The 26,154-nt window shown below is 61.9% G+C and carries 23 protein-coding genes; 6 read left to right on the top strand and 17 right to left on the bottom strand.

Annotated features, from left to right (window positions below):
* The first annotated feature begins 287 nt into the window (after nucleotides 1–287).
* Nucleotides 288–2,261, top strand: coding sequence for a M23 family metallopeptidase (locus AC3YOG_RS06815; protein WP_489934529.1), 1,974 nt, complete (start codon nucleotides 288–290; stop codon nucleotides 2,259–2,261).
* Nucleotides 2,262–2,279: 18 nt separating this feature from the next.
* On the opposite strand, the gene AC3YOG_RS06810 is transcribed toward AC3YOG_RS06815, so the two are convergent.
* The 8 genes from AC3YOG_RS06810 to AC3YOG_RS06775 all read right to left on the bottom strand — a co-directional run bounded on the left by AC3YOG_RS06810 (nucleotide 2,280) and on the right by AC3YOG_RS06775 (nucleotide 12,256).
* On the bottom strand, nucleotides 2,280–2,444 hold the full coding sequence (locus AC3YOG_RS06810; protein WP_489934528.1) for a VOC family protein: 165 nt from the start codon (nucleotides 2,442–2,444) through the stop codon (nucleotides 2,280–2,282).
* Nucleotides 2,422–2,622 (bottom strand): hypothetical protein, encoded by a 201-nt coding sequence (locus AC3YOG_RS06805; protein ID WP_489934527.1) that lies wholly within the window; start codon nucleotides 2,620–2,622, stop codon nucleotides 2,422–2,424. Before AC3YOG_RS06805 ends, AC3YOG_RS06810 begins: the two co-directional genes overlap by 23 nt.
* Nucleotides 2,623–2,713: 91 nt before the next feature.
* On the bottom strand, nucleotides 2,714–5,332 hold the full coding sequence (gene clpB / locus AC3YOG_RS06800) for an ATP-dependent chaperone ClpB (protein ID WP_489889792.1): 2,619 nt from the start codon (nucleotides 5,330–5,332) through the stop codon (nucleotides 2,714–2,716).
* Between the two features lie 247 nt (nucleotides 5,333–5,579).
* On the bottom strand, nucleotides 5,580–6,344 hold the full coding sequence (locus tag AC3YOG_RS06795) for a DUF4167 domain-containing protein (protein ID WP_489934526.1): 765 nt from the start codon (nucleotides 6,342–6,344) through the stop codon (nucleotides 5,580–5,582).
* A gap of 316 nt (nucleotides 6,345–6,660) precedes the next feature.
* Nucleotides 6,661–7,554: a peptide chain release factor N(5)-glutamine methyltransferase gene (gene prmC / locus AC3YOG_RS06790; RefSeq protein ID WP_489934563.1), complete on the bottom strand. Its 894-nt coding sequence runs from the start codon at nucleotides 7,552–7,554 to the stop codon at nucleotides 6,661–6,663.
* Nucleotides 7,551–8,627 (bottom strand): peptide chain release factor 1, encoded by a 1,077-nt coding sequence (prfA, locus tag AC3YOG_RS06785; RefSeq protein WP_489934525.1) that lies wholly within the window; start codon nucleotides 8,625–8,627, stop codon nucleotides 7,551–7,553. The genes prmC and prfA overlap by 4 nt, the downstream gene beginning before the upstream one ends.
* A gap of 33 nt (nucleotides 8,628–8,660) precedes the next feature.
* Nucleotides 8,661–10,928, bottom strand: coding sequence for a phosphoenolpyruvate--protein phosphotransferase (gene ptsP, locus AC3YOG_RS06780; RefSeq protein WP_489934562.1), 2,268 nt, complete (start codon nucleotides 10,926–10,928; stop codon nucleotides 8,661–8,663).
* 62 nt (nucleotides 10,929–10,990) lie between these two features.
* Nucleotides 10,991–12,256 carry an aspartate kinase gene (locus tag AC3YOG_RS06775; protein ID WP_127755349.1) on the bottom strand — a complete coding sequence of 422 codons (1,266 nt, stop codon included), beginning with the start codon at nucleotides 12,254–12,256 and terminating at the stop codon, nucleotides 10,991–10,993.
* A gap of 219 nt (nucleotides 12,257–12,475) precedes the next feature.
* On the opposite strand from AC3YOG_RS06775, the gene ubiG reads away from it, so the two are divergent.
* The 4 genes from ubiG to AC3YOG_RS06755 all read left to right on the top strand — a co-directional run bounded on the left by ubiG (nucleotide 12,476) and on the right by AC3YOG_RS06755 (nucleotide 16,115).
* Nucleotides 12,476–13,213: a bifunctional 2-polyprenyl-6-hydroxyphenol methylase/3-demethylubiquinol 3-O-methyltransferase UbiG gene (gene ubiG / locus AC3YOG_RS06770; protein WP_489934524.1), complete on the top strand. Its 738-nt coding sequence runs from the start codon at nucleotides 12,476–12,478 to the stop codon at nucleotides 13,211–13,213.
* 53 nt (nucleotides 13,214–13,266) lie between these two features.
* Nucleotides 13,267–13,713: a hypothetical protein gene (locus AC3YOG_RS06765; protein WP_489934523.1), complete on the top strand. Its 447-nt coding sequence runs from the start codon at nucleotides 13,267–13,269 to the stop codon at nucleotides 13,711–13,713.
* 150 nt (nucleotides 13,714–13,863) lie between these two features.
* Nucleotides 13,864–15,717 carry a dihydroxy-acid dehydratase gene (gene ilvD, locus AC3YOG_RS06760; protein ID WP_127754571.1) on the top strand — a complete coding sequence of 618 codons (1,854 nt, stop codon included), beginning with the start codon at nucleotides 13,864–13,866 and terminating at the stop codon, nucleotides 15,715–15,717.
* A gap of 11 nt (nucleotides 15,718–15,728) precedes the next feature.
* Nucleotides 15,729–16,115, top strand: coding sequence for a GNAT family N-acetyltransferase (locus tag AC3YOG_RS06755; protein ID WP_489934522.1), 387 nt, complete (start codon nucleotides 15,729–15,731; stop codon nucleotides 16,113–16,115).
* Between the two features lie 186 nt (nucleotides 16,116–16,301).
* Here the strand turns inward: AC3YOG_RS06755 and AC3YOG_RS06750 are convergent, their stop codons facing one another.
* The 5 genes from AC3YOG_RS06750 to AC3YOG_RS06730 all read right to left on the bottom strand — a co-directional run bounded on the left by AC3YOG_RS06750 (nucleotide 16,302) and on the right by AC3YOG_RS06730 (nucleotide 19,594).
* The gene (locus AC3YOG_RS06750; protein ID WP_172125703.1) at nucleotides 16,302–17,171 is read right to left on the bottom strand and encodes an aldo/keto reductase; all 870 of its coding nucleotides are present in this window, start codon (nucleotides 17,169–17,171) and stop codon (nucleotides 16,302–16,304) included.
* A 77-nt stretch (nucleotides 17,172–17,248) separates the two neighbouring features.
* Nucleotides 17,249–17,674 carry a DUF1178 family protein gene (locus AC3YOG_RS06745; protein WP_489889785.1) on the bottom strand — a complete coding sequence of 142 codons (426 nt, stop codon included), beginning with the start codon at nucleotides 17,672–17,674 and terminating at the stop codon, nucleotides 17,249–17,251.
* 37 nt (nucleotides 17,675–17,711) lie between these two features.
* Complete coding sequence (locus tag AC3YOG_RS06740) at nucleotides 17,712–18,563, bottom strand: carbon-nitrogen hydrolase family protein (protein ID WP_489934521.1); 852 nt, start codon at nucleotides 18,561–18,563, stop codon at nucleotides 17,712–17,714.
* A gap of 2 nt (nucleotides 18,564–18,565) precedes the next feature.
* Entirely contained in the window at nucleotides 18,566–18,820 is a 255-nt protein-coding gene (gene grxC, locus AC3YOG_RS06735) for a glutaredoxin 3 (RefSeq protein ID WP_127754576.1), read from the bottom strand.
* Nucleotides 18,821–18,853: 33 nt separating this feature from the next.
* Nucleotides 18,854–19,594: a ComF family protein gene (locus AC3YOG_RS06730; RefSeq protein ID WP_172125749.1), complete on the bottom strand. Its 741-nt coding sequence runs from the start codon at nucleotides 19,592–19,594 to the stop codon at nucleotides 18,854–18,856.
* A gap of 104 nt (nucleotides 19,595–19,698) precedes the next feature.
* On the opposite strand from AC3YOG_RS06730, the gene AC3YOG_RS06725 reads away from it, so the two are divergent.
* Nucleotides 19,699–20,535 carry an SAM-dependent methyltransferase gene (locus AC3YOG_RS06725; RefSeq protein ID WP_489934520.1) on the top strand — a complete coding sequence of 279 codons (837 nt, stop codon included), beginning with the start codon at nucleotides 19,699–19,701 and terminating at the stop codon, nucleotides 20,533–20,535.
* A gap of 61 nt (nucleotides 20,536–20,596) precedes the next feature.
* Here the strand turns inward: AC3YOG_RS06725 and AC3YOG_RS06720 are convergent, their stop codons facing one another.
* The 4 genes from AC3YOG_RS06720 to AC3YOG_RS06705 all read right to left on the bottom strand — a co-directional run bounded on the left by AC3YOG_RS06720 (nucleotide 20,597) and on the right by AC3YOG_RS06705 (nucleotide 25,473).
* Nucleotides 20,597–21,181, bottom strand: a complete 585-nt coding sequence (locus AC3YOG_RS06720) for a CarD family transcriptional regulator (RefSeq protein ID WP_127754578.1) — start codon at nucleotides 21,179–21,181, stop codon at nucleotides 20,597–20,599.
* A gap of 313 nt (nucleotides 21,182–21,494) precedes the next feature.
* Nucleotides 21,495–21,833, bottom strand: a complete 339-nt coding sequence (gene fdxA, locus AC3YOG_RS06715; RefSeq protein ID WP_172125747.1) for a ferredoxin FdxA — start codon at nucleotides 21,831–21,833, stop codon at nucleotides 21,495–21,497.
* Between the two features lie 148 nt (nucleotides 21,834–21,981).
* Complete coding sequence (locus AC3YOG_RS06710; protein ID WP_489934519.1) at nucleotides 21,982–22,392, bottom strand: RNA-binding S4 domain-containing protein; 411 nt, start codon at nucleotides 22,390–22,392, stop codon at nucleotides 21,982–21,984.
* A gap of 3 nt (nucleotides 22,393–22,395) precedes the next feature.
* Nucleotides 22,396–25,473 (bottom strand): helicase-related protein, encoded by a 3,078-nt coding sequence (locus AC3YOG_RS06705; RefSeq protein WP_489934518.1) that lies wholly within the window; start codon nucleotides 25,471–25,473, stop codon nucleotides 22,396–22,398.
* Nucleotides 25,474–26,154 lie beyond the last annotated feature (681 nt).

The raw sequence follows: 26,154 nt of genomic DNA, 5'->3' as shown, positions 1-26,154 counted from the left end.
TGCAGCGGTGATCGGGGATATAAGCGACCCCATCGCCACCGTCAACACGCTAAATGACAAAACTGACTTCTGGTTCCCCGCTGTGGAAAACTCTAGTGCAGGTAGCGGCCCAGTGGCTCGCCAGGCTGCTTGCCGGTGCCATTCCTTGCTATGCCCACCCGCTCTCCTAGTTTCGCCGCAATTTTTGCCGACTGGAGATGGTGCCTGCTATAGCTTCAGGAAAGGCCGATTTGGCATTGGCTGCTTTGCGTAGGGCTTTAGATGATCAAGCACCAAGGGATGGGGCGTTGAACGCCACACATAACAGCCGGCATGCGGCACTGCTCAAGGCCACCGGGTTTGAAGACAGCCCGGCCCTCACGGTGCAGTCAACCGAGGGCGAAATTCCGCACGGCCGTGAGCTGAGCTTTGCCTGGCTAACTGGGACGGTGATGACCGGGTTGACCAGCGTGCTGCTGATGGGCGCTGCGCTATATGTCTCCTTCCAAGGGCAAGACACCTTTTCCACCGCCTATGAGGCACTACAACTCGCCCCCTCCAAGCGCGACGATGTTACCCCCACCGACACCTCAGCCAAGTCAGCCCGTGTCCGGCCAGTGGCAGCCACCCGTTCCGATCTTGAAGTGATCGAAGCCTCGATCCGCCAAAGCGTGGATGGGCGCGACATCATCCGCAATCAGCCTTTCGTCCGGATCCGCGCGACGCTTGCCACCGCAGCCACCGCACTGTCTTCCGATGTTCCCGATTACGATCCAGTCGCGATCCTCGAGGCCACCCAGCCCATCACTGCCGATACCGACGCTCCCGAAATAAACACCGATGTCTATGGGGCCGAGGTCGAGGGGGAAGTGGCCGTCAGGCTGGCAGCCATGCCCATTACCTTCGTACCGCCACGCGCCATCAATGATCAGGCAGCAGCCGAGTTCGTGCGCGCCGTGGCCAGTTCCAACTTCTTTGACGAAGGCTCCCCGACCCTTGCTTATGCCAATCTAAGCGCTTCGGTGCGCGATCTCGGCGCCGCCAGTGATCCCGGCACGCTGAGCGGGGTGGCCGAGAACGTCACCCTCGTGCCCAAGACAGTCTTGTTATCGGAAGGCGGGCTCGGTCGCACTGAACGTTTCCTGACCATCCGGGAAAAAGGCCCACTCGGCGAAACCCTGGCCAAGAACGGCTTCACGGCGACGCAGATCGCCATGGTTGAAAACACGCTGCAGAACCTCGTGCCCGCTTCGGGCATGCCGGCGGGTATCCGCTTGCGTATTCTTTACGGTCCGCTGACGCGCGAGTCTAAAAGCCTTGTGCCCTATCGCATGAGCATTTATCGCCCCGTCGGCGGCAAGGAAGGCGTCAGCCCTCATATTGCCACCGTGGCGCTGACCGATACCGGCCAATATGTCGTGGGTCTCGAGCCCGATTTTGTCGAGTTTCCCGAGGAAGACGCCGAAGAGATCAACGTCGCCAACCTGCCCAGCGTTTACCGCTCGATCTGGGAAACCGGCCGCAAGCACGATCTGGACGACCCCACGATTGCTCGCATCATCGGCATGTTCGCCTATGACGTCGACATGAACAAGAAGATCAGTGCAGGAGACGGGATCGAAATCCTCAAGAGCGCGCCGGACGCCGAAGGGCGCACTGAACTGCTTTATGTCGGCCTCACTCTCGGCAGCACGACGCGCCAGCTCTACCGGTTCATGACGGGCGACGGTGTTGTGGATTTTTATGACCCCACTGGAGAAACCGGCAAGCGCTTCTTGTCCCGCCGGCCGCTTGAAGGCGGCGGCACCTTGCGGTCGCGCTTTGGTTATCGCGTTCACCCCATCTTCAAGAGCCGCCGTCTGCACACCGGCGTCGATCTTGCCGCCCGCTCCGGCACCCCGATCTATGCGGCGGGGGATGGCGTTATCGAGTATGCCAAATGGCAATCGGGCTATGGCAACAAGGTCGAGATCAAGCATGTGAATGGCTATGAAACCGCCTATGGCCACATGTCGCGCTTTGCGGATGGCATGAAGCCGGGCGTGAGGGTGCGCCAGGGACAGGTCATCGGCTATGTCGGATCGACCGGCAATTCCACTGGGCCGCATTTGCACTTCGAGATCCTGATCAACGGCAATCTGGTGGACCCTCTCAGCGTCAAGCTCCCCCGGGAGAATACGCTGCCAAGCCAGTTTGAAGCGGAGTTCCAGCAGACCATTGCCCAGATCAACGATCTAATGGCGCGTGAACCGGCACCGGTGACGGTCGCAGCGGCGAACTGATCCCGCCGACGCGGCGCCTCACTCCGGCCGTACGACCCAGACGGCCATTTCATTGCCTCCCGGTTCACGGAAGTGAAAGCGCCGTCCGCCAGGAAAGTCGAAAGGATCGCGGGTGATGGTTCCGCCCGCAGCCCGCACTCGGGCTTCGGCAGCATCGAGATCATCGGTGCGAACAATCGCCATTGTTTGCGGCAGAGCGCTCGGGAGATTGATCCACTCCACCCTCGATCCCCGCATCTTGCAGCGCGGCATAGTCGGAACCAAAGGCCAGGCTGCCCCACCCAAATGCCGCCTGAAAAAAGGCGGTAGTGGCGGCGCGATTGGAAGTCGGAAACTCGATGTAGTCGATGTGGTCGGTCATCGTGCGGCCCCCGTTCAGTTTCCATTATGGTCGCAGCCGGGACAAACGCAAAGGCCGGTCTCTCGACCGGCCTTTACCGCCTTTAGGTTGCTCACGCGGCCGCTTCGGTTGCGGGCTCACCGCCCGGCAGCAAGTGAATACCCTCATCATCCGCATCCACCACTACCCGGTCGCCATCATTGATCCGGCCAGCCAGAATTTCGTCGGCTAACGGATCTTGCACGGCACGCTGGATCACCCGCTTCAATGGGCGCGCCCCATAGGCGGGCTCGTAGCCCTCCCAAGCAAGCCAATCACGAGCACGCGGCGTAAGCTCAAGATCGATGTCACGGTCCTTAACCAGCTTCTTAAGCCGCGCGAACTGGATATCGACAATGGCGCCCATATGCTCGCGCCCCAGCCGATGGAACAGCAGGATCTCGTCCAGCCGGTTGAGGAACTCGGGCTTGAACGTATCCTTGACCCGATCAAGGACGCGTCCGCGAACCAGGTCGACGGGATCGCCATCCTCCAGATCGTTGACCAGGATATCGGCTCCGATATTGGAGGTGAGAATGATTACCGTGTTGCGGAAATCCACGGTACGGCCCTGCCCGTCTGTCAGGCGCCCGTCATCGAGCACCTGCAGCAGCACGTTGAACACATCGCCATGAGCCTTTTCGATCTCATCGAACAGGATCACCTGATATGGCCGGCGCCGTACGGCTTCGGTTAGCACCCCGCCTTCATCATAGCCGACATAGCCCGGAGGAGCGCCAATCAACCGCGCCACCGAGTGCTTTTCCATGAACTCGCTCATGTCGAGACGAACCATTGCGGTTTCGTCATCGAACAGGAACTGGGCCAGGGATTTGGTCAGCTCGGTTTTGCCCACGCCGGTCGGCCCGAGGAACATGAACGAGCCGATCGGCCGGTTGGCATCCTGCAATCCAGCGCGAGCCCGCCGTACCGCCCGCGATACGGCTGCCACCGCTTCAGCCTGCCCGATCACTCGAGCACCCAGGGCTTCTTCCATATGCAGCAGCTTTTCGCGTTCACCTTCCAGCATCCTGTCCACCGGAATGCCGGTCCAGCGGGAGACGACCTGCGCGATATGGTTGGGGGTCACCACCTCCTGAGCCATCACGGCGTCGGGTTGGCCATCCCCATTGCTGTCCTCGGCAAGCTTGATGCGCTTTTCCAGGTCCGGAATAACGCCATAGGCCAGCTCGCCTGCTCGGGCGAGGTCACCCTGACGCTGGGCAATCTCGAGTTGGCTGCGGGCGCTATCGAGCTCCTCCTTGAGCTTTTGGGAGACCTGGAGCCGATCCTTCTCGCTCAGCCACTTGGCCGAAAGCGTTTGGGCCTGTTCCTCCAGCCCACTCAGCTCCTGCTCGAGGCGTTCAAGCCGCAGCTTGGAAGCATCATCCGTTTCCTTGCGCAGCGCTTCGCGCTCGATCTTGAGCTGCATGATGCGCCGATCCAGCTCGTCGAGGGCCTCAGGCTTGGAATCCACCGCCATGCGCAGGCGCGCGGCGGCCTCGTCCATCAGGTCGATGGCTTTATCAGGCAAGAACCGATCGGTTATATAGCGGTTCGACAAGGTTGCCGCGCTCACCAAGGCAGAGTCCGAAATGCGAATGCCGTGGTGCAGCTCGTATTTCTCCTTGAGCCCGCGCAGAATGGAGATCGTGTCCTCCACGGTGGGCTCGTCCACAAATACGGGCTGGAAGCGGCGAGCGAGGGCGGCGTCTTTTTCCACATGCTTGCGGTATTCATCGAGCGTCGTCGCGCCAATGCAGTGCAGTTCACCACGCGCCAAGGCGGGCTTGAGCAGGTTGGAGGCGTCCATCGCGCCATCGGCCTTGCCCGCGCCCACCAGGGTGTGCATTTCGTCGATGAACAGGACGATCTGGCCTTCCGCAGCGGTTACCTCACTGAGCACTCCCTTGAGGCGCTCCTCGAACTCGCCGCGATATTTGGCGCCGGCAATCAGCGCACCCATGTCGAGCGACATCAACGATTTGTTCTTTAGCGACTCCGGCACGTCCCCATTGACGATTCGAATGGCGAGGCCTTCCACGATCGCGGTCTTGCCCACGCCGGGTTCGCCAATCAGCACCGGGTTGTTCTTGGTCCGGCGGCTCAGGACCTGGATCGTGCGACGGATCTCCTCGTCACGGCCGATCACCGGATCGAGCCGGCCTTCGCGCACATCCGCTGTCACATCACGGGCATATTTCTTCAGCGCCTCATAGGCATTCTCCGCTGAGGCGGAGTCAGCGGTGCGGCCCTTGCGGATTTCCTCGATGGCGGCATTCAGGGTCTGCGGCGTGACGCCGGCCGAGGACAGGATCTTGCCCGCCTCATTGTCTTTTTCCACCACCAAGGCGAGCAGCAGGCGCTCGACGGTCACATAGGAGTCGCCAGCCTTTTGGGCAGCGCTTTCTGCGGTATCAAAAACGCGAGCAAGCTCGCGGCTGAGATATAGCTGTCCGGCATCACCGGAAACCTGTGGGATTTTGGCCAGGGCTGCTTCAACGCCTGCCCGTGCCGATTTTGGGTTGCCACCGGCGCGCTCAATGAGACCTGTGGCCATTCCCTCTTCGTCATCCAGCAAGACCTTGAGCAAGTGCAAGGGGGTAAACTGCTGGTGGCCTCTGCCTAGCGCGAGGGTCTGCGCGCTCTGGATAAAGCCACGTGTCCGCTCGGTATATTTCTCGATGTTCATGCAACTCTCCTCTTAAACGTCCGACATTCCTCTGGTGGAGCCTGGCCCAGAAGAAGCGTCGTACGTCAGTGTGCGCCGGCTCCCTGAGGGCAGCGCCATTTCACCAAGGGATATAGGAAGGCCCGCGGCCGGAAAAAGGGGCAGGCGCAAGCTTGGGAGCGGCTTTGGATCAGTGAGCCTTAATGCACTTCATCACGGTCAAATAAAAAGGCCGGGTAAAAACCCGGCCTTTTGATCTTAATGCGCCTTACTCAGCAGGCGTTGGCGTTCCGCCGGTCAGAAACGCGGGGAGTTCCCCGACGCTGCCTTCTTCGGCGCCGCCCGAGGCCTCAGCTCCCGCATCTCCACCGACTGGCCGGCGGCGGCGCGGCCGGCGTTCACGCGGCTTACGCGCCTCGCCTTCGTTTTCTTGAGCCACAACGGGCGCTGCCGGCTCTTCGGTAGGGGTCTCGCTCGCAACCGTCGCGGCTGGCTCAATTGCCGGCTCAGTCCGCTCCACATTCTCAGGCCGGCGCTGGCGCTGCTGACGATCAGGACGATCACCTCGTTCCTGGCGTTCCCCCCGCTCCTGTCGCTCTGCCCGTTCCTGGCGTTCGGGCCGGTCTTGGCGTTCACCGGTTTCGGGTGCGTCTTCGTTCTCGACCTGCTGAGGCTGTGCCGGCTGGGGCGAGGAAAAGCGCGAGTTGATCTCGGGCATATCGTCGTCGTAATCGTCGCTTTCCTGGCCCTGCTGGTCGGGGCGGAAGCTGCTCTGCTGCTGTGCCGCCGCTACGATGCGGAAGTAATGCTCGGCATGCTGGAGATAGTTTTCCGCCATGACCGAGTCGCCAGACGACTGCGCGTCACGAGCTAGCTGCATGTATTTTTCCGCGATATGGGCCGCGTTGCCGCGCACCTTTACGTCCGGTCCCGTGCTCTCGAAGTTACGAGAGAGGGGATTCACATGCTTGCGTCCACCATTGCGGCCGCGCGGACGGTTCTTGTTGTTATTCTGATTGTTGTTGGGTCTCATTGGTCGCTGTTCTAACTCTAAAAGTTAAGCGTCACATTCATGGCGGACCGGCTGCGCCAGGTCAGGCCAAGTCCCCGTTGAAGCCCAAGCTTCGTCTATGGGGGTTCATCTGGCTTCATGAAAACCGAAAGCCGTCAAGCGGCGGCGCCATTTGGCCCTGGATCACCATGCGTCGCTCCAGCAATCCGCTGGAACCGCGCTGCGCCCTGCAGCTACAATGATCAGGTGGCTATCGCCGCGGCGCCCATGATGCGCCACTGACAACACCAATAAGCTAGCCTGTTTGCCCCATATTTGCCAGCGCTAATTTGCGCCGTCACACAGCCGTGCTGGCCTCATCACCTAGATGGTGCCCGCTTACCACACGATCAAGCCCGGCCAGATCCTTGTGAACTGCCACGTGAACATAGCCGGCACTGCGCAATATTTGAGCGACGGCTTCTCCCTGAGTGGAGCCGATTTCCAGCAGCAAATTACCGCCCGGGTTCAGCCAGTCCTGCGCCCCCCCCGCAAGGATCGGGTACGGTGTCAGGCCGACATGCCCTCCGTCCAATGCCAGAACAGGGTCATGCTCACGTACTTCGCGCGAGAGCTTGGCTAATTCAGCTGTTTCAATATAGGGCGGGTTGGATACAACGAGGTCAAACTTGCCCCTGCCGTTTTGATTGGCTGCCGCCAGTGGCTCGAACCATGAGCCCTGCAGCAGATCAAGCCGCTCAGCCATTCCATGTCGTTCTGCATTGCTGCGGGCGGCCTCGAGCGCCTCGGGGCTAAGGTCAATCGCCGTGCCTCTCGCATCAGGCCGGGTATGCAGTACGGCAATGGGGATGCAGCCGGTTCCGGTGCCAAGGTCCAATATGGTGCCGTTCCCGGGCAAAAGCCCAAGCGCCAGATCCACCAGCAACTCAGTGTCGGCCCGTGGCTCAAGGGTCGCGCGGTTGAGACGGAAAACGAGGCCATAGAACTCGCGTTCGCCCATGATCCGGCCAACAGGCTCTCCGGCAAGTCGCCGCTCCATCACAGCCCCAACGCGCGCAACATCCTCCGGCGCCACAGGCTCTCGCTCGCGTGTCGCGAGGTTGAGGGCGGAAAGGTTTAGTACCCATCCCACCAGCAGCTTGGCATCGATTTGCGCGTTGTCCATCCCTGCAGCAGCCAGGAGGTCACGCCACTGGCGCCAAAGCGTGCCGACTGTCGGGGAGGCGCTCAGCTGTTGTCCTCGAGCGCTGCCAATTGTCCGGCCTGGTTCTCGGTGATCAAGGCTTCGATCAGCTCGTCCAAGGCTTCGCCGGCCAGGATCTTGTCTAGCTTGTAAAGTGTCAGGTTGATCCGGTGATCGGTTACGCGACCCTGCGGGAAGTTATAAGTGCGGATGCGCTCGGAGCGGTCACCCGACCCCACCTGCCCTTTGCGCTCAGCGGAACGGGCGCTGTCGCGCTCTTCGCGCTGCATTTCGTAGAGCCGCGAGCGCAGCACGATCATGGCCTGCGCCCGGTTCTGGTGCTGGCTCTTCATGGCCGATGTCACCACCAGCCCGGTGGGCAGATGGGTGATGCGAACCGCCGAGTCCGTGGTGTTGACGTGCTGGCCGCCAGCGCCTGAAGCGCGCATCGTGTCGATGCGGATGTCCTCGGCGCGAATATCGATATCGATGTCCTCGACTTCCGGCAGAACTGCAACCGTAGCGGCCGACGTATGGATGCGTCCTGAGCCTTCCGTGGCCGGCACGCGCTGGACGCGGTGCACGCCGCTTTCGAATTTCATGCGCGCATAAACGCCCTTGCCACTGACATTGGCGATGATTTCCTTGAAGCCGCCCGCTTCCCCCGGGCTTTCTTCCATGATGGTCACCTTCCACCCGTGGCCGGCTGCATAGCGCTCATACATGCGGAACAGATCGCCAGCGAACAGCGCCGCTTCGTCGCCCCCGGTGCCACCGCGAATTTCGAGGATGACGGATTTTTCGTCGGCCTCGTCCTTGGGCAGCAGCAAAACTCGGATGGCTTGAAACAACTCTTCGATCCGCTCTTCGAGCGGGCCGATCTCGGCCTCGGCCATTTCGGCCATGTCCTTGTCGCCGGACTGGGCAAGCTCGCGCGCTTCCGCCAAGTCCTTGAGGGCTTTCTTGTAGGCGGTGATCTCGCCCACGATGGGCGCGAGTTCCGCATGCTCTTTGGAGAACTTGACGAACTCGTCCGGTCCCGCGCCGCCCGAAAGGGCCGCTTCCACATACTGGAACCGCGTTTCGAGCGCGTCGAGCTTGTCCTGGGGAAGAGAAGGCATGGTAATCCGCGGCTAGTGGCGAGAACCTGCCCGTTACACCGGCAGGTTCTGCTTGTCGATCCACTCCTTGATAAGGTCGCGGATCACAATCCCTTCTGCACCGTCACTTAGGGCTGCCGCAACCGACATGCGGATTGGCTTGAGATCAAGATTGAGCACCAGTTCCTTGATCGGCCCGATCGAGGCCGGGCCCATGGACAGCCGCGTCATGCCGATCGCCATAAGAGCCAGCGCTTCCACCGGTTTTCCGGCCAGCTCGCCACACATGGTCACCGGAATATTGTGCCGACGGGCCGCGTCCACCACCGTGCGGATCGCCCGCAGCCGCGGCAGCCCGACAGGATCATAGTTCTTGGCGACACGGGGATTCCCCCGGTCGGAAGCAGTCAGAAATTGTACCAGGTCATTGGAGCCGATCGAGACGAAGTCGGCCTCGGGGAGCAATTGGTCCAGTTCGAACAACAGGGAGGGCACCTCAACCATGGCCCCGAGCTCAAGGCGCGACGGCGTTGGCTTTCCCGCGCGACGCAGCCGATCAATCTCGCGATGAACGACGAGCCGCACCTGCCGAAACTCGAAGGTCTCGGTCACCATCGGCACCAAGATCTTGAGCGGCCGCCCATCCGCTGCCAACAGCAGCGCCCGAACCTGGGTGCGCAGCAAGCCGGGCCGGTCCAATCCCAATCGGATCGAGCGATAGCCCATGGCCGGGTTTTCCTCGGCCATGGAGCGCATATAGGGAATGACCTTGTCGCCCCCGATATCGAGGAGCCGGAACACCACCGGCCGCTCGCCGGCAATCGCCATGGCCTGCGAATAAAGCTCCACCTGCTCGTGCAATCGCGGCAGCTTGGACGCGATCATGAATTGCAGCTCGGTCCGGAACAGCCCTACCCCGGCAGCGCCGGTCTCATCGAGCATCGGCAGGTCAGCCACCAGCCCCGAATTGTGCAAAAGGGTGATCTCAACGCCATCCTTCGTAATCGAGGGCTTGTCGCGTAGCGCGGCATAATGGGCGCGTCGGCGAGCCGACACCCGAACCTTGTCGATATAGGCCTGCTCGATATCGGGCGTGGGCCGGAGATACACAGCGCCAGCTGGGCCATCGATGATGATGTCATCGCCCGTTTCACACATGGACACGATCGATTGCGCCTGCCCAACCGCCACCATCCCTAGCGAGCGGGCGACAATTGCCACATGGGCGGTAGCGCCGCCCTCTTCGAGCACAAGGCCCCGCAACTTGGTGCGGTCATATTCCAGCAGCTCGGCCGGACCCATATTGCGCGCAACCAGGATGGCATTGTCGGGCAACTCCTTGCCCCCCATCGCGGGTCCATCGCCGGTCAGCACCCGCAGCAAGCGGTTGGCCAGATCGTCGAGGTCATGCAGCCGATCGCGGATATAGGGATCGGTCTGGCGCATCATCCGCGCGCGGGTATCATTCTGCACCCGCTCCACCGCCGCCTCGGCCGACAGGCCATTGTCGATGGCTTCGGACAAACGATGCACCCAGCCGCGGTCATTGGCGAACATGCGGTAGGTTTCGAGAATTTCGCGATGATCCGAACTCGGCTGCATGTCGCCATGATCGAGCATCGCATCGATCGAAACGCGCATCTGCTCAAGCGCATGCTCGAGGCGCCGCTGCTCCTGCTCGGTGTCTTCGGCGATGAAGTTGGTCACGACCACCCGTGGGTCGTGCAACACCACGGTTCCTAGGGCCACCCCTTCGGTCAGACTCACTCCGGTGAACATGCGCGGCCGCCTCAGATCGATATCCGATCCTGGCTTGATCAGATTGTCGAAATCGGAAGTAGCAATCATTTCGGCCAGGATCGTGGCCGTGGTGAGCATGGCTTCGGTTTCGTCTTCGCCGTAGTGGCGGCGCTCAGCATTCTGAACGACCAGCACCCCCAAGGTCTGGCCCGCCCGGAGCACGGGAACGCCCAAAAACGCATAATAGGGATCTTCCCCGGTCTCCGGGCGATAAGCAAAGCCGGGGTGACTGGGAGCGTCATCGAGGCTAAGCGGCTCGGCCTGGGCCGCAATCAACCCTACGAGGCCTTCCCCAAGTCGAAGCGTGGTCATGTGGACCGATTCGGGTGCCAGTCCCTTGGTGGCAAACAGCTCGAGCGCGCCGTCGTCGCGCAAAACATAGAACGAGCACACATCGGCCCGCATGTTTTCGGCGATCAGGGAAACAATCTTGTCGAGGCGCTCCTGGCTGCCGAGCGGCTCGGCCATGCAGGCGCGCAGTTGCCGCAGCAGCACGCGTGGCCCGCCAATCGAATTGCCCATATCAGCCCGACGGCCCAAGCCGCCCCTCTTGTGCAGGAGCGGCCAAGGCCTCCTCCGTGGCCTCAGGCGTCCTTCTTATCCAATCCGTAATACGTATGGAGCGCCCGAACCGCAAGCTCGGCATATTGCTCGTCGATCAACACCGAGGTCTTGATTTCCGATGTGGTGATCAGCTGGATGTTGATGCCCTTGTCAGCCAGGGCCTTGAACATCGACGAAGCCACCCCCGCATGGGAACGCATGCCAACTCCGATCACCGAGATCTTGGCGCTGCCCTTGGAGCCAGAAACCTTGGCATAGGCGATCCGCTCGCCGGCGTTTTCCAGAGTCTTGAGCGCCTTGTCATATTCGCTGTCAGGAACGGTGAAGGTGATGTCGGTGGTCGCGCCATCATCCGAGATATTTTGGACGATCATGTCGACGACAATCCCCGCATCGGCCAGGGCGCCGAAAATGGCCGCGGCCACGCCCGGATGATCCTTGACATCGCGCAGGGTAATCTTGGCTTCGGCCTTGGCGAGCGTCACGCCCGAAACGATCTGCTTTTCCACTATCTCATCCTCATCGCAAACAAGCGTGCCTGGCACCCCCGGCGTGCCATCGGGCGCCAGCTGGGGCGCATCGGGGTCATCGAAAGTGGAGCGGACCAGGAGCGGCACCTTGTGCGCCATGGCCATCTCGACCGAGCGGATCATCAACACCTTGGCGCCGAGCGAGGCCATCTCCAGCATCTCTTCAAACGAGATCTTGGACAGGCGCTGCGCTTTGGGCACGATGCGTGGATCGGTCGTGTAAACACCGTCCACATCGGTATAGATATCACAGCGATCGGCTTTCACCGCAGCAGCTACGGCAACCGCACTCGTATCCGAGCCACCCCGCCCAAGTGTCGTAATCCGGCCGCGCGGGGAAATACCCTGGAAGCCGGTGATCACCGGCACGACCCCGTCGGCCAGATAGGACTCGAGGCGCGTTGGGTCGATACCTACAATGCGGGCAGCGCCATGCGCGTCATCAGTCTGGATCGGCACCTGCCAGCCAGCAAATGAGCGTGAGGGAATGCCCATTTCCGCGAGCACGATGGCCATCAACCCTGCGGTCACCTGCTCGCCCGAGGCCACGACGGCATCATATTCACGCGCATCGTGGAGTTTCGAGGCCTCGCTGACCCAGCCCACCAGTTCATTGGTCTTGCCCGACATAGCCGATACGACAACGCAAACCTGGTTGCCGGCTTCCACCTCACGCTTGACGTGGCGAGCGGCCTGGCGAATGCGCTCCACATTGGCAACTGATGTGCCACCGAACTTTACGACGATGCGGGCCAATGAGATCCCCGAGACTGTGCCGAACCCGGCGGTACGCTTCTGATCGGGGGCCGACATGCCACAAAGGGGCGAAGCAATCAACTACGCACATCCCGCCCGGCCGCCTGAGGCCTTGGAACGGGGGCAAGCTGAGGCGGGTCTCTCACGCGCCAAGAAGCGTCCGGTCTTGCCTCCGCCATCTTCCCGAGGCCATATGGGCGCGCCAAAGCGGAGCCAGCCATGACCGACACCACCATCAACAATGCCGAGGTCGCCAAGTTTACCGCGATGGCCGAGGAATGGTGGAACCCGGCTGGCAAGTTCAAGCCCATCCACAAGTTCAATCCGGTACGATTGGGCTTTATCCGCGAGCACGTGCTCTCCCATTTCGGCCGGGATGGCACCTCTGTTCGCCCCTTCGAGGGGCTGCGCATTCTCGATGTCGGCTGTGGCGGCGGTCTTCTTTGCGAGCCCCTAGCGCGGCTGGGCGCCGCGGTGACAGGAATTGATGCTGCCGAGCGCAACATTGCCATTGCCCGGCTGCATGCCGAGCAATCCGGCCTCGACATCGATTATCGTGCCGCCACCAGCGAAGCTCTCGCCGCGCAAGGCGAGAGCTTTGACATGGTGCTCAACATGGAAGTGGTCGAGCATGTCGACAATGTGCCGCTCTACATGAAGAGCTGCGCCGACCTGGTCCGCCCCGGTGGCATGATGCTGACGGCCACCATCAATCGCACCGCGCGCGCTTTTGCGCTTGCCGTATTCGGCGCCGAATATGTGCTGGGCTGGCTGCCGCGGGGCACCCATGACTGGAAGAAATTCCTGACGCCCGAGGAGATCCGCATCCTGCTGGTCCGCAACGGCCTTCGCGTCACCGCTGAAACCGGCGTGGTTTACCATCCGATCGGCGATGAATGGCGCCGCTCGCGGGACATGGGCATCAACTACATGATCCTTGCCGAGCGTCTGGCCTAGCATTGCAGCCAGATGCAGGTCGATGATCGTCTGAATTCACCTAAAGGCTTCATATGCGCTCCACTACAGCCTTCTCTGCTTTGGCACTGACCTTGCTGTTGGCCGTACCGGCTTTCGCCCAAAGCGAGAAAGCCGTGTTCGAGAGGATCGAAACGATTCAGGGCGATGCAGAAGGTTTTGGCGAGGCATTCGCCACGCTACAGGAAGCATTTCTGATGGGGGATCCGGCGCAAACCCTTGCCGAATTGGCTAACTACCCGTTCGAGATCGCTGCCAATGGCGAACTCTACGACATCTTTGCGCCCGAGGACCTGGTGGACAACTTCGATACGCTGATCAGTGAAGATACCCGCGGCGCTCTCGCCAGTCAGGATTACGCCGATCTGATCGTCACCAGCGAGGGCGTCGGGTTCGGCGATGGCGTGCTGTGGATGGCCAACATCTGCACTGACGAGTCCTGCGACGAGACCTACTGGGCGATCACCCGCATCAACAACTAGCCCATGGCTGCGTCTCCACCGCCTCCAACAGCCACAGCAAGGGGCGTACCGTACGGTACGGTTCACCTTGATCCCGCCTTGGAATGGGTCTATGAAGCGGAAAACCGCCGGGATTAGACGCGCCGGCGCAGCTTTCCGAGGACCGTGATCATGCCCGCTTACCGCTCACGCACGACTACCCATGGCCGCAACATGGCCGGCGCCCGCGGCCTTTGGCGCGCGACGGGCATGAAGGATGGCGACTTCGGCAAGCCCATCATTGCCGTTGTCAACAGCTTCACCCAGTTCGTGCCCGGTCACGTCCACCTCAAGGACCTCGGCCAATTGGTGGCTCGTGAGATCGAGGCAGCCGGCGGCGTCGCCAAGGAATTCAACACCATCGCGGTGGATGACGGCATCGCCATGGGCCATGACGGCATGCTGTATTCCCTGCCCAGCCGCGACATCATCGCCGACTCCGTCGAATACATGGTCAACGCCCACTGCGCGGACGCCATGGTCTGCATCTCCAATTGCGACAAGATCACGCCCGGCATGCTCAATGCCGCCATGCGCCTCAACATCCCCGTGGTCTTTGTGTCGGGCGGGCCGATGGAAGCGGGCAAGGCCATGCTCAAGGGGAAGCTGCAGGCGCTTGACCTGGTCGACGCCATGGTGATGGCTGCCGACGATCACTATAGCGACGAGGAAGTACAGGCCGTCGAAGAAGCCGCCTGCCCCACCTGCGGCTCCTGCTCGGGCATGTTCACGGCCAATTCCATGAACTGCCTGACCGAAGCGCTGGGTCTGTCCCTCCCAGGTAACGGCTCGACGCTCGCCACCCATGCGGACCGCAAGCGCCTCTTCCAGGAAGCGGGCCATCTCATTGTCGATCTCGCCCGCCGCTATTACGAGCAAGACGACGAAACGGTGCTGCCCCGCTCGATCGCGACCAAGGAAGCCTTCGCCAACGCCATGTCGCTCGACATCGCCATGGGCGGCTCCACCAATACCGTGCTCCACATCCTAGCCGCCGCTCATGAGGGAGGCGTGGATTTCACCATGGACGACATCGACAACTTGTCGCGCAAGGTGCCGGTGCTGTCCAAGGTGGCGCCGGCCAAGAGCGATGTGCACATGGAAGACGTGCACCGCGCCGGTGGGATCTTCGCCATTCTGGGCCAGCTCGACCGCGCCGGCCTCATCAACCGCAGCGAACCCACGGTGCATGCTGCGACCATGGGCGATGCGCTCGACAAATGGGATATCTCGCGCACCAATTCCGATGCCGTGCGCAACTTCTTCCTGGCCGCACCGGGCGGCGTGCGCACCACCCAGGCTTTCTCGCAGGCCAATCGCTGGACTGAACTCGATCTTGATCGCCAGAACGGCGTGATCCGCTCGGCAGAAAACGCCTTCTCCAAGGATGGCGGCCTGGCCGTGCTCAAGGGCAATATCGCCCTTGATGGCTGCATCGTCAAAACCGCTGGCGTGGACGAGTCCATCCTCAAATTCACCGGTCCGGCCCGGGTGTTTGAGTCCCAGGACATGACCGTCAAGGCGATCCTGTCCAACGAGATCCGCGAGGGTGACGTCATCGTCATCCGCTACGAAGGTCCCCGTGGCGGCCCGGGCATGCAGGAAATGCTCTACCCAACGAGCTATCTCAAGTCCAAGGGGCTCGGCAAAGCCTGCGCCCTCTTGACCGATGGGCGCTTCTCGGGTGGCACGTCGGGGCTCTCCATCGGCCACGCCTCGCCTGAAGCTGCCGAAGGCGGCGCGATCGGGCTGGTTCGCGAAGGCGACATGATCGAAATCGACATCCCAAACCGCACGGTCAATGTGCTGGTGAGCGATGCCGAACTGGCGGCCCGCCGCGTCGAGCAGGATAAGCTCGGCTGGAGGCCGGCCCAGCCGCGCAAGCGTAAAGTGTCCACCGCCCTCAAGGCCTATGCGGCCTTCGTGACTTCCGCCTCAAAGGGTGCCGTCCGGGACGTAGACGCCATCAACAAGCTGATGGACTAAGGCGCCCTGCCTTGCCGCAGTACCGGATCGATCCCTTTCCGAACGAGGCAGAATTTGATCAGCTCTGGCGGCGCGCCTGGTCCGCGCCGCCCACACGGCCTTTCGCGCCGATCCTGCAACGCAGCCTCGGCCATCTCGGCGCTTTCGAGCAAGATCGGCTCATCGGCTTTGTCAACATCGCCTGGGATGGCGGCATTCACGCGTTTATCCTCGATCTTTGTACCGATCCTGATGTTCAACGCCTCGGCATCGGCAGCGAATTGATGCGGCAGGCAATCGCCCTCGCCAAAGATCGTGGGGCCGAATGGCTTCATGTCGATTTCGAGCCCCACCTCAAGGCCTTCTATCGCGCCCGTGGATTTCGACCCAGCGCCGCCGGGATCATGAATTTAGGGTGACAAGGCTGCGCCCCCGGTGCTAACACCCCCTCAGCCATCCAGTCTTCTGCCAAGAGGGCTGTTTGGTCAGGTTCGATGGCGGGGATTCCACCCTCCCCATCGAACCGCTTAATTCCCCCACATCGACAGCAAAAAGCCCCCGCCCCTTGTGGGAGCGAAGGCTTGAATGCGACAGCGGCGCGAGCGCTACTTGCCTTGGCCCACCGCGTCGAGGGTGGCGTAATCCTCGTCGCTGAGCTGGATCGACGCGGCGGCTACATTATCCTCGAGATGCTTGACCTTGCCGGTGCCCGGAATGGGCAGCATCACCGGCGAGCGCTTCAACAGCCAGGCCAAAGCAATCTGGCTGGCGGAGGCGCCATGCTTTTCAATGATCGCGCGGGTCTGCGGATTGCCCTCAACAAGCTTGCCGCCCGCCAGGGGGTACCAAGGGATAAAGCCGATGCCGTTGGCTTCGCAATATTCCAGTACCTCCTCACTCTGCCGGTTGGCGAAGTTGTAGTGGTTCTGGACTGTCGCGACGTTGAAGTACTGCTGGGCTTCCTTGATCTGCGCCACGCTGACTTCGCTCAAGCCGGCATGCCGGATGATGCCTTCCTGTTGCAGCTTGGCGATCTCGCCGAATTGGTCGGCGCTGGGGACCTTGGCGTCAATGCGGTGCAACTGCCACAGATCGATGACCTCAATCTTCAGGCGGCGCAGGCTCAAAATCGCGCCCTGTCGCAAGAACTCAGGCCGGCCGAGTGGCGGCCAGACATCTGGGCCGGTGCGGGTCAAGCCGCTCTTGGTCGCTACGATCGTACCCTTGTCATAGGGCGCCAGCACCTCTCCGATCAGCTCTTCGCTGATATAGGGTCCGTAGCTTTCGGCCGTATCGATGAAGTTGACGCCGATCTCGGGCAGTCGCCGCAAGGTTGCCTTTGCCTCCTGCGGATCCTCGGGCGGGCCCCAGATCCCCTTGCCGGTGATGCGCATGGCGCCAAAGCCCAAGCGATTGACCTCGAGGTCTCCGCCAATGGCAAAGCTGCCCGATTGGGCTGCGTCGAGTGTAGTCATGTTGTGATCTCCGTTGTCGCTGCGCCGGAATGGCGCCGGAATTCTTGCGGCTGATCGACAACGCAGCGAGGCGTGACCTAGTTCTGTTTTTCGGGCAACTCGGGCAACGGCATGAACTCGATACCCTCTTCATGCAGGCTGATGACTTCCTCGCGCGTCGCCTCGCCATAGATCCCGCGCGGCTCGACTTCCTCGAAGTGAATCTTGCGCGCTTCCTCGGCAAAGCGATCGCCCACATAGTCGGCTTCGCTCGTCACCTTTTGCCGGAACTGGCGCAGCATCTCCCTGAAGCGCACAATATCGGGGTGCATGCTCGACACCGCGACTTTGTCGCTGCCCGCACGGGACACCGCGGGCGCCATCAGCGCTTTGGCAACTTGGGTGGATCCACAAACGGCGCAGCCGACAATGCCGCGCTCCTGCTGCTCATCAAAGGCAGCCGCGCTCTTGAACCAGGCCTCAAACTGATGGCCCTGTTCACACTGAAGAGAATACTGGATCAATGCTGGTTCCTGGCCCGCAGAAATGCGGCCCTTTCGTTCAAGGATATAGGTTAGCAGCGGCCGCGGGCAATCCGCTGCCGACAACAAAGTCTCGGACGTTCTGCAGCGCCGGAACGCGGCGGCGCGCGTCCTCGACCTGCTCAAGCGCGATCTCGGCTACTGCGACGCCCGGCTGGTCATGCGCCAGTTCTACGAGGATCTTGCCCCATGGATCGATGATCATCGAGTGCCCGTAAGTGGCGCGTCCATTCTCGTGCTGTCCACCTTGCGCGGCGGCAATAACATAGGAGCCGGTTTCGATGGCGCGAGCCCGCAGCAGCACTTCCCAGTGGGCTTGCCCGGTTGGCACCGTAAAGGCTGCCGGCACGGCGAGCAGATTGGCCCCGGCATTGGCCAGCGTATTGTAGAGCCGGGGAAAGCGCATATCGTAGCAGATCGAAAAGCCGAGCGTAAACTCGCCCAGCGGCGCCGTCACCGCCTGCTCGCCCCCCTTGTAGGTAGCGCTTTCGCGATAGGCATTGAGCCCCGCGATGTCGGCGTCAAAGAGATGGATCTTGTCGTATTGCGCCACCACCTTGCCATCCGGGCTGAACAGCACTGAGCGATTGGCAAAGCGTCCATCCTCAAGCGGAATGGGCAGCGAGCCGATATGAACATGAATGGCGTGCTTGCGCGCCAATTCGCCCACGCGTGCCAGTTGCGGGTGGCCCTCATAGGGCGCAGCCACTGAACGCAGTTGATCCCGGCTTTCGGGAAAGATCAGCGTGACTTCCGGTGTCAGTGCATATTGCGCACCGGCCTGAACCGCCTCGGACAGAAGCGGTTCGAGCGCAGCAAGATTGGCATCCGGGTCAAGCCCGGACTGCATCTGAATGGCGGCAATTTTCATGATCACTGGGCCAGCAGAGGATCGAGGCCGCCTTGACGATCGAGCGCGGCCATATCGTCATAGCCGCCCACATGGGTTTCCCCGATAAAGATCTGCGGCACGGTCCGGCGGCCATGCGCCCGCTCGGTCATCTTGGCGCGCAGGTCGGGATCGAGCACCGTGATCTCGGTGAACTCGGCGCCCTTTTCACGCAGCAGCGACTTGGCAGCGTGGCAATACGGGCAGGTCGGGGTGGTATAAATTTCAATCTTGGCCATGGGCTCTGGCTCCTAGAATAGTTTCTGTCACCCTTATATGGGCTCTTCCTCGCCAACAACAACGCGTGCGAAGGTGATCACATCCGCCTGCTCGACCCCGGCGCGCAGCAAGACCCGCGTTACCGCTTTGGTCGTGGCTCCGGTGGTATAAACATCGTCCACCAGCACCACACGGCGTCCCGCGAGCCGGACCGGCAGGTCTGGATGAACGGCAAATGCCCCCTGGACGTTGCGCAGCCGCCCAGTGCTGGATAGGCCCACCTGTTGGCGCGTCGGCTTGATGCGGCTGACAAGGCTGAGATCAGCTACAACGCCGGTGAGCCGCGACAAGTGCAGCGCCAGCTCTGCGGATTGATTATAGCGCCGCTCGCGCTGGCGCCGCCGATGCAGCGGCACCGGCACCAGCACTGCTGGCTTCCCCGCCCAGAGTTCGTGCCCGGCACTGGCCATCAGCCGCGCGCAGAATTTTGCCAACTCCGGCCGGTCACCATATTTGAGGCGCGATACCAGCGTGCGCGCCACCTCGTTATAGACTACCGCTGCACGGGCTCGCTCAAAGGGTGGGGGGTCGGCGAGCGCTTCGGCTGAAACTGCGTCGGCGCCGAGGGAAAACTCAAACGGAATTCCGAGCCGCGGGCAAAGCGGCGCGCTGATCGGGCGCAGTTGGGCAAAGCATCCTGCACAAAGGCCATCGCTGTGCGCCGTTGGCGCCTCGCATCGCAGGCAAACGGGCGGGTAGAGCTGATCCAGCACGGCAAGGCCGAGCCAACGCATGCCGGCAACGGCACCTCGCGCCAGCCATTGGCTTTTGACACTGGGCTCCTGGCTCTCCATATAGGCTAGTAGTGCCCCTTCCCGCTCCGGCTGCAAGACCCTCCATGCAAGCGCCTCCGCAGATTTTTGACCCAGGGCTGATCCGTCTGCATCTGGATCGCCGGAACAGCACCGAACCGGACTTCGTCACCACCTTGGTTCTGGGTGACCTGGAGGATCGCCTGGCGACACTGCTGCGCCCGTTCAGCCGGGCCCTCATCATCGGTCCAGATCCTGACAAGCTCCCGGCGTTCGGGCAAAGCGGGCAAGGCAGTTTTTCCTTCCAGCGCTTGCCTGCTTTCACATCAGCCGGAGAGTTGCCCGAAATAGAGGGGGACAACTACGACCTGATCGTTTCACTGCTGCATCTGCAATGCGTCAACGACGTGCCTGGCTATCTTGCGCGCCTGCGGGCCAAGCTGGCGCCCGATGGCTTGCTGCTGGCTGCCGCGCTGGGCGGGGAAACCCTGACCGAGTTGCGCGAAGCCTTTTTGTCGGCTGACGCCAGCGTGCAGGGCGGCGCCTCTGCCCGAGTAGCGCCGTTCGTCCAGGTGCGTGATGCCGGAGCATTGTTGCAGCGGGCCGGGCTGGCCTTGCCCGTCGCCGATGTGGAAACCCACATTGTGCGCTACCCCCATGCCTTGGCCCTGATGGCCGAGCTCAAGAGCCTTGGTGCCAGCAACCCCCTTGCCGATCGCTCCCGCCTGCCCGCCACCAGAACCCTTTTGGCTGCAGCGGCCGAAGCTTATGCCAGCCGTGATGCCGACCCGGACGGCCGGATCCGGGCGACGCTTGAAATCATCTGGCTTTCCGGTTGGGCTCCGCACGCGTCCCAGCAACAGCCGCTCAAACCCGGCAGTGCGACGACCAAGCTCCGCGACGTCCTCGCCGGAGGAAAATAGCTGCCTAAACAAAAAGGGCCGGCGCTGGCGCCGACCCTTTCAACTCCAACGCTGCGGCGGATTACGCGGCAGCTTCCTCGTCGCTCGCGTCGGCCGCGTCGCCTGCATCAGCAGCGTCGGCCTTAGTGCGCTTGGGCGACTTGGCAAGATTCTTTTCGATCAGCTGCACCGCTTCGGTCAGTGTCAGGCGGTTCACGGCACTGATTTCACGGCTCATGCGATCCATGGCCTGTTCAAACAGCTGGCGTTCCGAATAGCTCTGCTCGGGCTGTTCTTCGGAGCGATAAAGGTCGCGTACCACTTCGGAAATGGCGATCAGATCACCCGAATTGATCTTGGCTTCATATTCCTGGGCGCGACGCGACCACATGGTGCGCTTGACACGGGCCCGGCCGGTTACGGTATGAAGGGCCTGATTGACCATGTCCTCTTCGGCCAGCTTGCGCATGCCGACGGACTTGATCTTGGCTACGGGAACGCGCAAGGTAAGCTTGTCCTGCTCGAAGCTGATGACGAACAACTCGAGAGTGAGACCAGCAACTTCTTGTTCTTCGATCGACACGATCATGCCGACGCCATGTGCGGGATAAACGACATACTCGCCGGTCTTGAACCCCAGCCGCTGCTGTGACTTCTTGGCTACCATATGGTGGAACTCCTTGTTGACGCCCCAGTGGACAGTTCCCGGCGGGAAGGACCGTCCACATTAACTCTGCTTGCCCGCGGCGCAGGCGCTGCAGCAGTCGAGCTCCACGATCGTTCCGGTCCGCTTTGCCGGAACGCCATGCCTCTAGCGATGTAGCCAGAAGTCGTGCCCGCGGGCACGGTTGAAGATGAGCTCAACTGCAGACAAGCAACACCCTAGCACAAAAATTCGGCAAAATCAAAAAGAACGAATCAGTGCGGCAACTAAGCCGCATTGCTTTGCCGATTACCATGTGGCCGAGGGTTGGGGACCGTCAGTCGCCTTCGCCGGGCGCTTCGGAGAAGTACTTCTCGAACTTGCCAGCTTCACCGTCGTGCTGCTTGGCATCCGCAGGCGGATCGCGGCGTTCCGAGAGGTTCGGCCAGATTGCAGAGAATTTGGTGTTGATCTCGAGCCAGGCGTCCAAACCACTTTCAGTGTCCGGCTTGATGGCTTCTGCGGGACATTCCGGCTCGCACACGCCGCAATCAATGCACTCGTCGGGATGGATGACGAGCATGTTCTCGCCCTCATAGAAGCAGTCCACCGGACACACTTCGACGCAGTCGGTATATTTGCACTTAATGCAGTTGTCAGTGACGATATAGGTCATGGAGGCGGGCTTTTCGGAGCGGACACAAGGGTCAACGGAGATCGCCGGCAGGCGTTGCGCCGGTGCTAAACGCTTTTTCCCCACACCGCAAGGTTGGAGGAGAGCAGCCGATTGCCGCTTCCAAGGTCAGCGCGCAAAGCTGTTCCTTTTACTCGTCGGGGTCCTCGATCAGCCGATCGGTGTCGCGACGTTCTTTCTTGGTGGGTCGCCCCGAGCCCGCCACTCGCTCCCCCACCGCCCGCTCGAAGGGCGATAGTGCCTCCTGCGGCAACGGGGGAGGCGACAGGTCTTGGTAAAGCCCGGCAGCTTCGCTGGCCGGCCCCCGCCGCTCACCCACATCAAGAATCTTCCAGATCACGATGCGGCCATGCAGGGTCATGGTCAAAACGTCACCCGCGCCCACCCGGTGATCACTGCTCAAGGTGCGCTCGGAATTGACCCGGACGGCGCCCGCCTCGATGGTTTTCTGCGCGAGGGTGCGCGACTTGAGGGCGCGCGCAAAAAACAGGAACTTATCGAGCCGCTCCTTGCGGACGGCTGGCTCGATCGGCCCGGCCAAGCGCTAGTCCTTCTTGTTGCGCAACGCCGCCAGCGCTGCGAAGGGACTGTCGGGATCAAAGGCAACCTCGCGCTTTTCGCGCACGGGCTTGTCAACGCGTGGCGCATCGCTGCGCGGCTTGTCAAAGCGCCTGCCTTCGGGTTTTGGCTTGAGATGCTGGGCCTTGGACAAGTCCTGCACTTCGCCCACTGGACGACGCTTGGACAGATCCTGGACTTCCCCTTCGGGGCGGCGTCGGGACGGTTGACGCTGACGATCCTGACGTGGCCGGCTCTCCGCTTCCCCACCTTCGGCACCACCGCGGCGGCCACCTTGCTGGCGGCGGTTATCGGGGCGCTTGCCGCCGGGGAACCAGACTTCATCCCATTCAGGCTCGGCAGGAGCGGCATTTTCGGTGTTTGCCGCTTCAGCGATGGGGGCGGCAATTTCGTCGCCCACCGGTGCCGTGGCCTCGATGATGGTGGTATCAGGAATGTCGAGCGCCAGGGGCTCGGGCACGAGCTCAACGGCAGGTTCGGACGACTCCCCGCTAGGTTCCACTTCGCTGGGATTGTCGGCCAGTGTCTGCTCGAGGGCCGGCGCTTCCGCGCTGGCCTCGGCTGGCGTTGCGCTTTCCGTAGCCGCTGCTTCTGGAGCCGCGACCGGCTTGAGCGTCCGGCGCAGGCGATAACCAAGCGACTGCAGGATCGAGGCAAAGTCCTCGCCCGAACAACCCAGCAGCGAGGTCATTTCGACGGTCACGCGGAAGCCATTGCCTTCCGCCGCGCCGACAGGAACTTCACCCTGGTAATGGCCGGGGTCGATCGCGATCAACGGGCGGATGATGTCGGCAAGCCGCTCGAGGATGTCGATACGAACTGCGCGCTTGCCCGCGACCTTGAAACCCGCAACCTCGTACAGGCGCGTATCGACTTCCGGATCCACCAGGAACGAGGTGCGTCCCGACAGCACGATATGCGGGATGTCCGAAACGCCCGGCTGCCTAACGCCGCCATGCTTGAGCGCATAAAGGATCAGCGCCAGCTCCCGTGGAGCAGGCTTTAGCGAAAGCGGCAGGTAAAGGTGATAAGCACCAAACTTGATGCCCAGCTTGCGCAGCTTGCCGCGCACGTCCTGGTCCAGCCCCTTGACCTCGTCGCTTACGGCGGAGCGGGGCAGGATGCCGAGATTTTCGAACAGCTGGAAGGCAATGCCGCGGGCGGCGCCTTCAAGATCGGGGGGCGCTTCAAGCGCCATTACGCCTTCAAGCACGGTATTGATGTGGTGACGCAGCCAAAGGTTGAGCCGATCCTGCACACGCTCGAGATCGGGGCCGGTCAATGTTTCATCGGCCAGCAGCAAGATGCGGGGGCGCAGCAGGCTGTCGCCTTCGAGCAATTCGGCGACTAGATCGCCCTTCCAGCGCAGCCGGCCATCCGTGGCCAGCACGATTTCCTCGTTTGGCGCGCCCGCAAGCCGATCGGCACGATTACGAATTTCGGGCGCCACGGCGTGATCCGCCGCGGCCCGCAGGCCCTTGGCGTCAACATCCCCGTCATTGCGCGCCAGGGTAAAGCGGAAGCCTTCCAGGGTGCCGATCAGGTGGCCTTCAAGGCGCACTTCGCCTCGGTCATTGATCTCGGGAGATACCATGCGTTTGTCTTTCAGATGGCGGAGCAGCACGCTAGTGCGGCGGTCGACGAACCGCTGGGTCAAACGCTCATGGAGAGCGTCGCTCAGCCGATCTTCGATATCACGGGTCTTTTCGCGCCAATGAGCCGGGTCTGCAAGCCAGTTTTTGCGGTTCGCGACAAAGGTCCAGGTCCGGATCTGCTTGATGCGGTTGGAAAGCGTGTCGATATCGCCGCTGGCATTGTCGCAAAACCGGACCTGTTCGGCCAGCCAATCGGCGTTGACGGCGCCGCGGCGCATCAGGTCCGAATAGATCCGCGTGACGATTTCCCCATGCGCCGCCGGAGAAATCCCTTGGTAATCCGGGATTTGGCAGCACTCCCACAGCAGCCGGGCCCCATCGAGCCCTCGCGCCAACTGCCCCGCCTCGTTGCGGGCGACGAACTCAAGCGCATGCTGGTCGGTCGCGACCGGTACCCGGGTGAGGCTGCGGTGCTCGGGGGCCATTTCGAGGCTATCCCGGAGCGCGGCGATCGATGAGAAATCCAGCCGATTGTTGCGCCATTGCAGCACTTTGATGGGGTCGAAGTCGTGCGTTTCGAGCGCAACGATCATTTCTTCCTCAAATGGCTCGGTGCCGCCGGTGACGCCGAAGGTGCCATTGCGGGCGTGGCGACCGGCCCGGCCGGCGATCTGACCGAGCTCGGCGGCGGTCAGCGGGCGGCTCTGGTGACCATCGAATTTGGTGTCGTCGGCAAAGGCGACATGGTGGATATCGAGATTGAGGCCCATGCCGATGGCATCGGTGGCGACGAGGAAATCCACATCGCCATTCTGGTACATGTCGACCTGGGCGTTGCGGGTGCGCGGGGACAGCGCACCCATCACCACCGCGGCGCCACCGCGCTCGCGCCGGATCAATTCGGCGATGGCGTAAACCTGTCGGGCCGAGAAGGCGACAATGGCGGAGCGCGTCGGTTGGCGCGAGATCTTCTTGGAGCCGGCATAGGTCAGCTGGGAAAAGCGTGGGCGGTCGATGATCTCGGCATTGGGCAAGAGCTTGCGGATCACTGGCGCCATGGTGGCGGCACCCAGCAGCAGCGTTTCATGGGTGCCCCGGGCATTGAGGATGCGATCGGTGAACACATGGCCGCGGTCGAAGTCGATCGCGGTCTGGATTTCGTCGATGGCAACACAATCCACCCGGATATCGGTGGGCATGGCCTCGACGGTGCAAACCCAGAAGCGCGGCTTGGCGGGAACGATGCGCTCCTCCCCCGTGACCAACGCGACGGACTGAACGCCAACCCGTTCGACCACGCGCGTATAGACCTCGCGCGCCAGCAAACGCAGGGGCAGGCCGATCATCCCGGTGGGATGGGCCAGCATGCGTTCGATGGCGAAATAGGTCTTGCCCGTATTGGTGGGGCCGAGAATCGCTTTGAGCGAGGAGGAGGATGAAAAGCTCATTGCCCTGCTATGTAGGGTCTCGCATCGGCGGTTGCGAGGGGTGGGCGCGTGTCCCAATCGGGGACAGGATCGGGCGCGGTTCTAGCCTAGTTTTCGGCTTTCGAACAGTGCGGGAACGAACGGGGCCCGAATCGGCGCGAATGGGGGAATGCGGGTTTGTTCCACACCAGGGCTGGTGGGGATAACTTATCGGGACCCACAAGTGAGATCGGCGGCGGCGCCCAAGTTGCCACAAAGCGTACACAAAGATGAACGGATTATGAACGTGTCCTGAACCGGGGCGGAAGTGACCTGCTCGTTAAGCTCGACCGGGCGGAAAAACTTATCCCCGTAACTATTGGACAGGCGCATTCTGGGCCGTGTGAAAGCCGGCGTTAAGCCTTGGCGCCATTGACTGTCCCAGATCGGGACAACGTGGGGCAAAGTGCCTGGTGAGATGGAATGTTGGAGAACAATTGGGTGGAAAATCGGCGCTGTCCCGATCTGGGACGTTTCGGGCGGGTTTGGACTGGCGGCGCAAGGTGTGAACCATAGCGTGAACGAACAGGGGGAGAATCGCAGCAATGGCGCGAATCCCGGTTTGTTCACCCCAAGGGATAGACGCTCGGGGATGGCGGGGCACAAGAGTGCGTTGGTACCGGCGAAAAGGATGCTGAACGACCGAAAAGCGGTTCACGAGTG

Source organism: Devosia sp. Z6_126, assembly GCF_058133495.1.
The sequence above is the reverse complement of the archived record's forward strand: the minus strand, read 5'-3'. Positions and strand labels throughout refer to the sequence as shown.

Coding starts and splice junctions, on each gene's coding strand:
- AC3YOG_RS06805 (WP_489934527.1), bottom strand. CDS start 2,622: ATGACCGACCACATCGACTACATCGAGTTTCCGACTTCCAATCGCGCC.
- ptsP (WP_489934562.1), bottom strand. CDS start 10,928: ATGGGCAATTCGATTGGCGGGCCACGCGTGCTGCTGCGGCAACTGCGC.
- AC3YOG_RS06705 (WP_489934518.1), bottom strand. CDS start 25,473: ATGAGCTTTTCATCCTCCTCCTCGCTCAAAGCGATTCTCGGCCCCACC.
- AC3YOG_RS06725 (WP_489934520.1), top strand. CDS start 19,699: ATGCAAGCGCCTCCGCAGATTTTTGACCCAGGGCTGATCCGTCTGCAT.
- clpB (WP_489889792.1), bottom strand. CDS start 5,332: ATGAACATCGAGAAATATACCGAGCGGACACGTGGCTTTATCCAGAGC.
- grxC (WP_127754576.1), bottom strand. CDS start 18,820: ATGGCCAAGATTGAAATTTATACCACCCCGACCTGCCCGTATTGCCAC.
- prfA (WP_489934525.1), bottom strand. CDS start 8,627: ATGCCTTCTCTTCCCCAGGACAAGCTCGACGCGCTCGAAACGCGGTTC.
- AC3YOG_RS06765 (WP_489934523.1), top strand. CDS start 13,267: ATGCGCTCCACTACAGCCTTCTCTGCTTTGGCACTGACCTTGCTGTTG.
- AC3YOG_RS06720 (WP_127754578.1), bottom strand. CDS start 21,181: ATGGTAGCCAAGAAGTCACAGCAGCGGCTGGGGTTCAAGACCGGCGAG.
- AC3YOG_RS06740 (WP_489934521.1), bottom strand. CDS start 18,563: ATGAAAATTGCCGCCATTCAGATGCAGTCCGGGCTTGACCCGGATGCC.
- AC3YOG_RS06795 (WP_489934526.1), bottom strand. CDS start 6,344: ATGAGACCCAACAACAATCAGAATAACAACAAGAACCGTCCGCGCGGC.
- AC3YOG_RS06810 (WP_489934528.1), bottom strand. CDS start 2,444: ATGGCGATTGTTCGCACCGATGATCTCGATGCTGCCGAAGCCCGAGTG.
- AC3YOG_RS06750 (WP_172125703.1), bottom strand. CDS start 17,171: ATGACTACACTCGACGCAGCCCAATCGGGCAGCTTTGCCATTGGCGGA.
- AC3YOG_RS06730 (WP_172125749.1), bottom strand. CDS start 19,594: ATGCGTTGGCTCGGCCTTGCCGTGCTGGATCAGCTCTACCCGCCCGTT.
- ilvD (WP_127754571.1), top strand. CDS start 13,864: ATGCCCGCTTACCGCTCACGCACGACTACCCATGGCCGCAACATGGCC.
- ubiG (WP_489934524.1), top strand. CDS start 12,476: ATGACCGACACCACCATCAACAATGCCGAGGTCGCCAAGTTTACCGCG.
- fdxA (WP_172125747.1), bottom strand. CDS start 21,833: ATGACCTATATCGTCACTGACAACTGCATTAAGTGCAAATATACCGAC.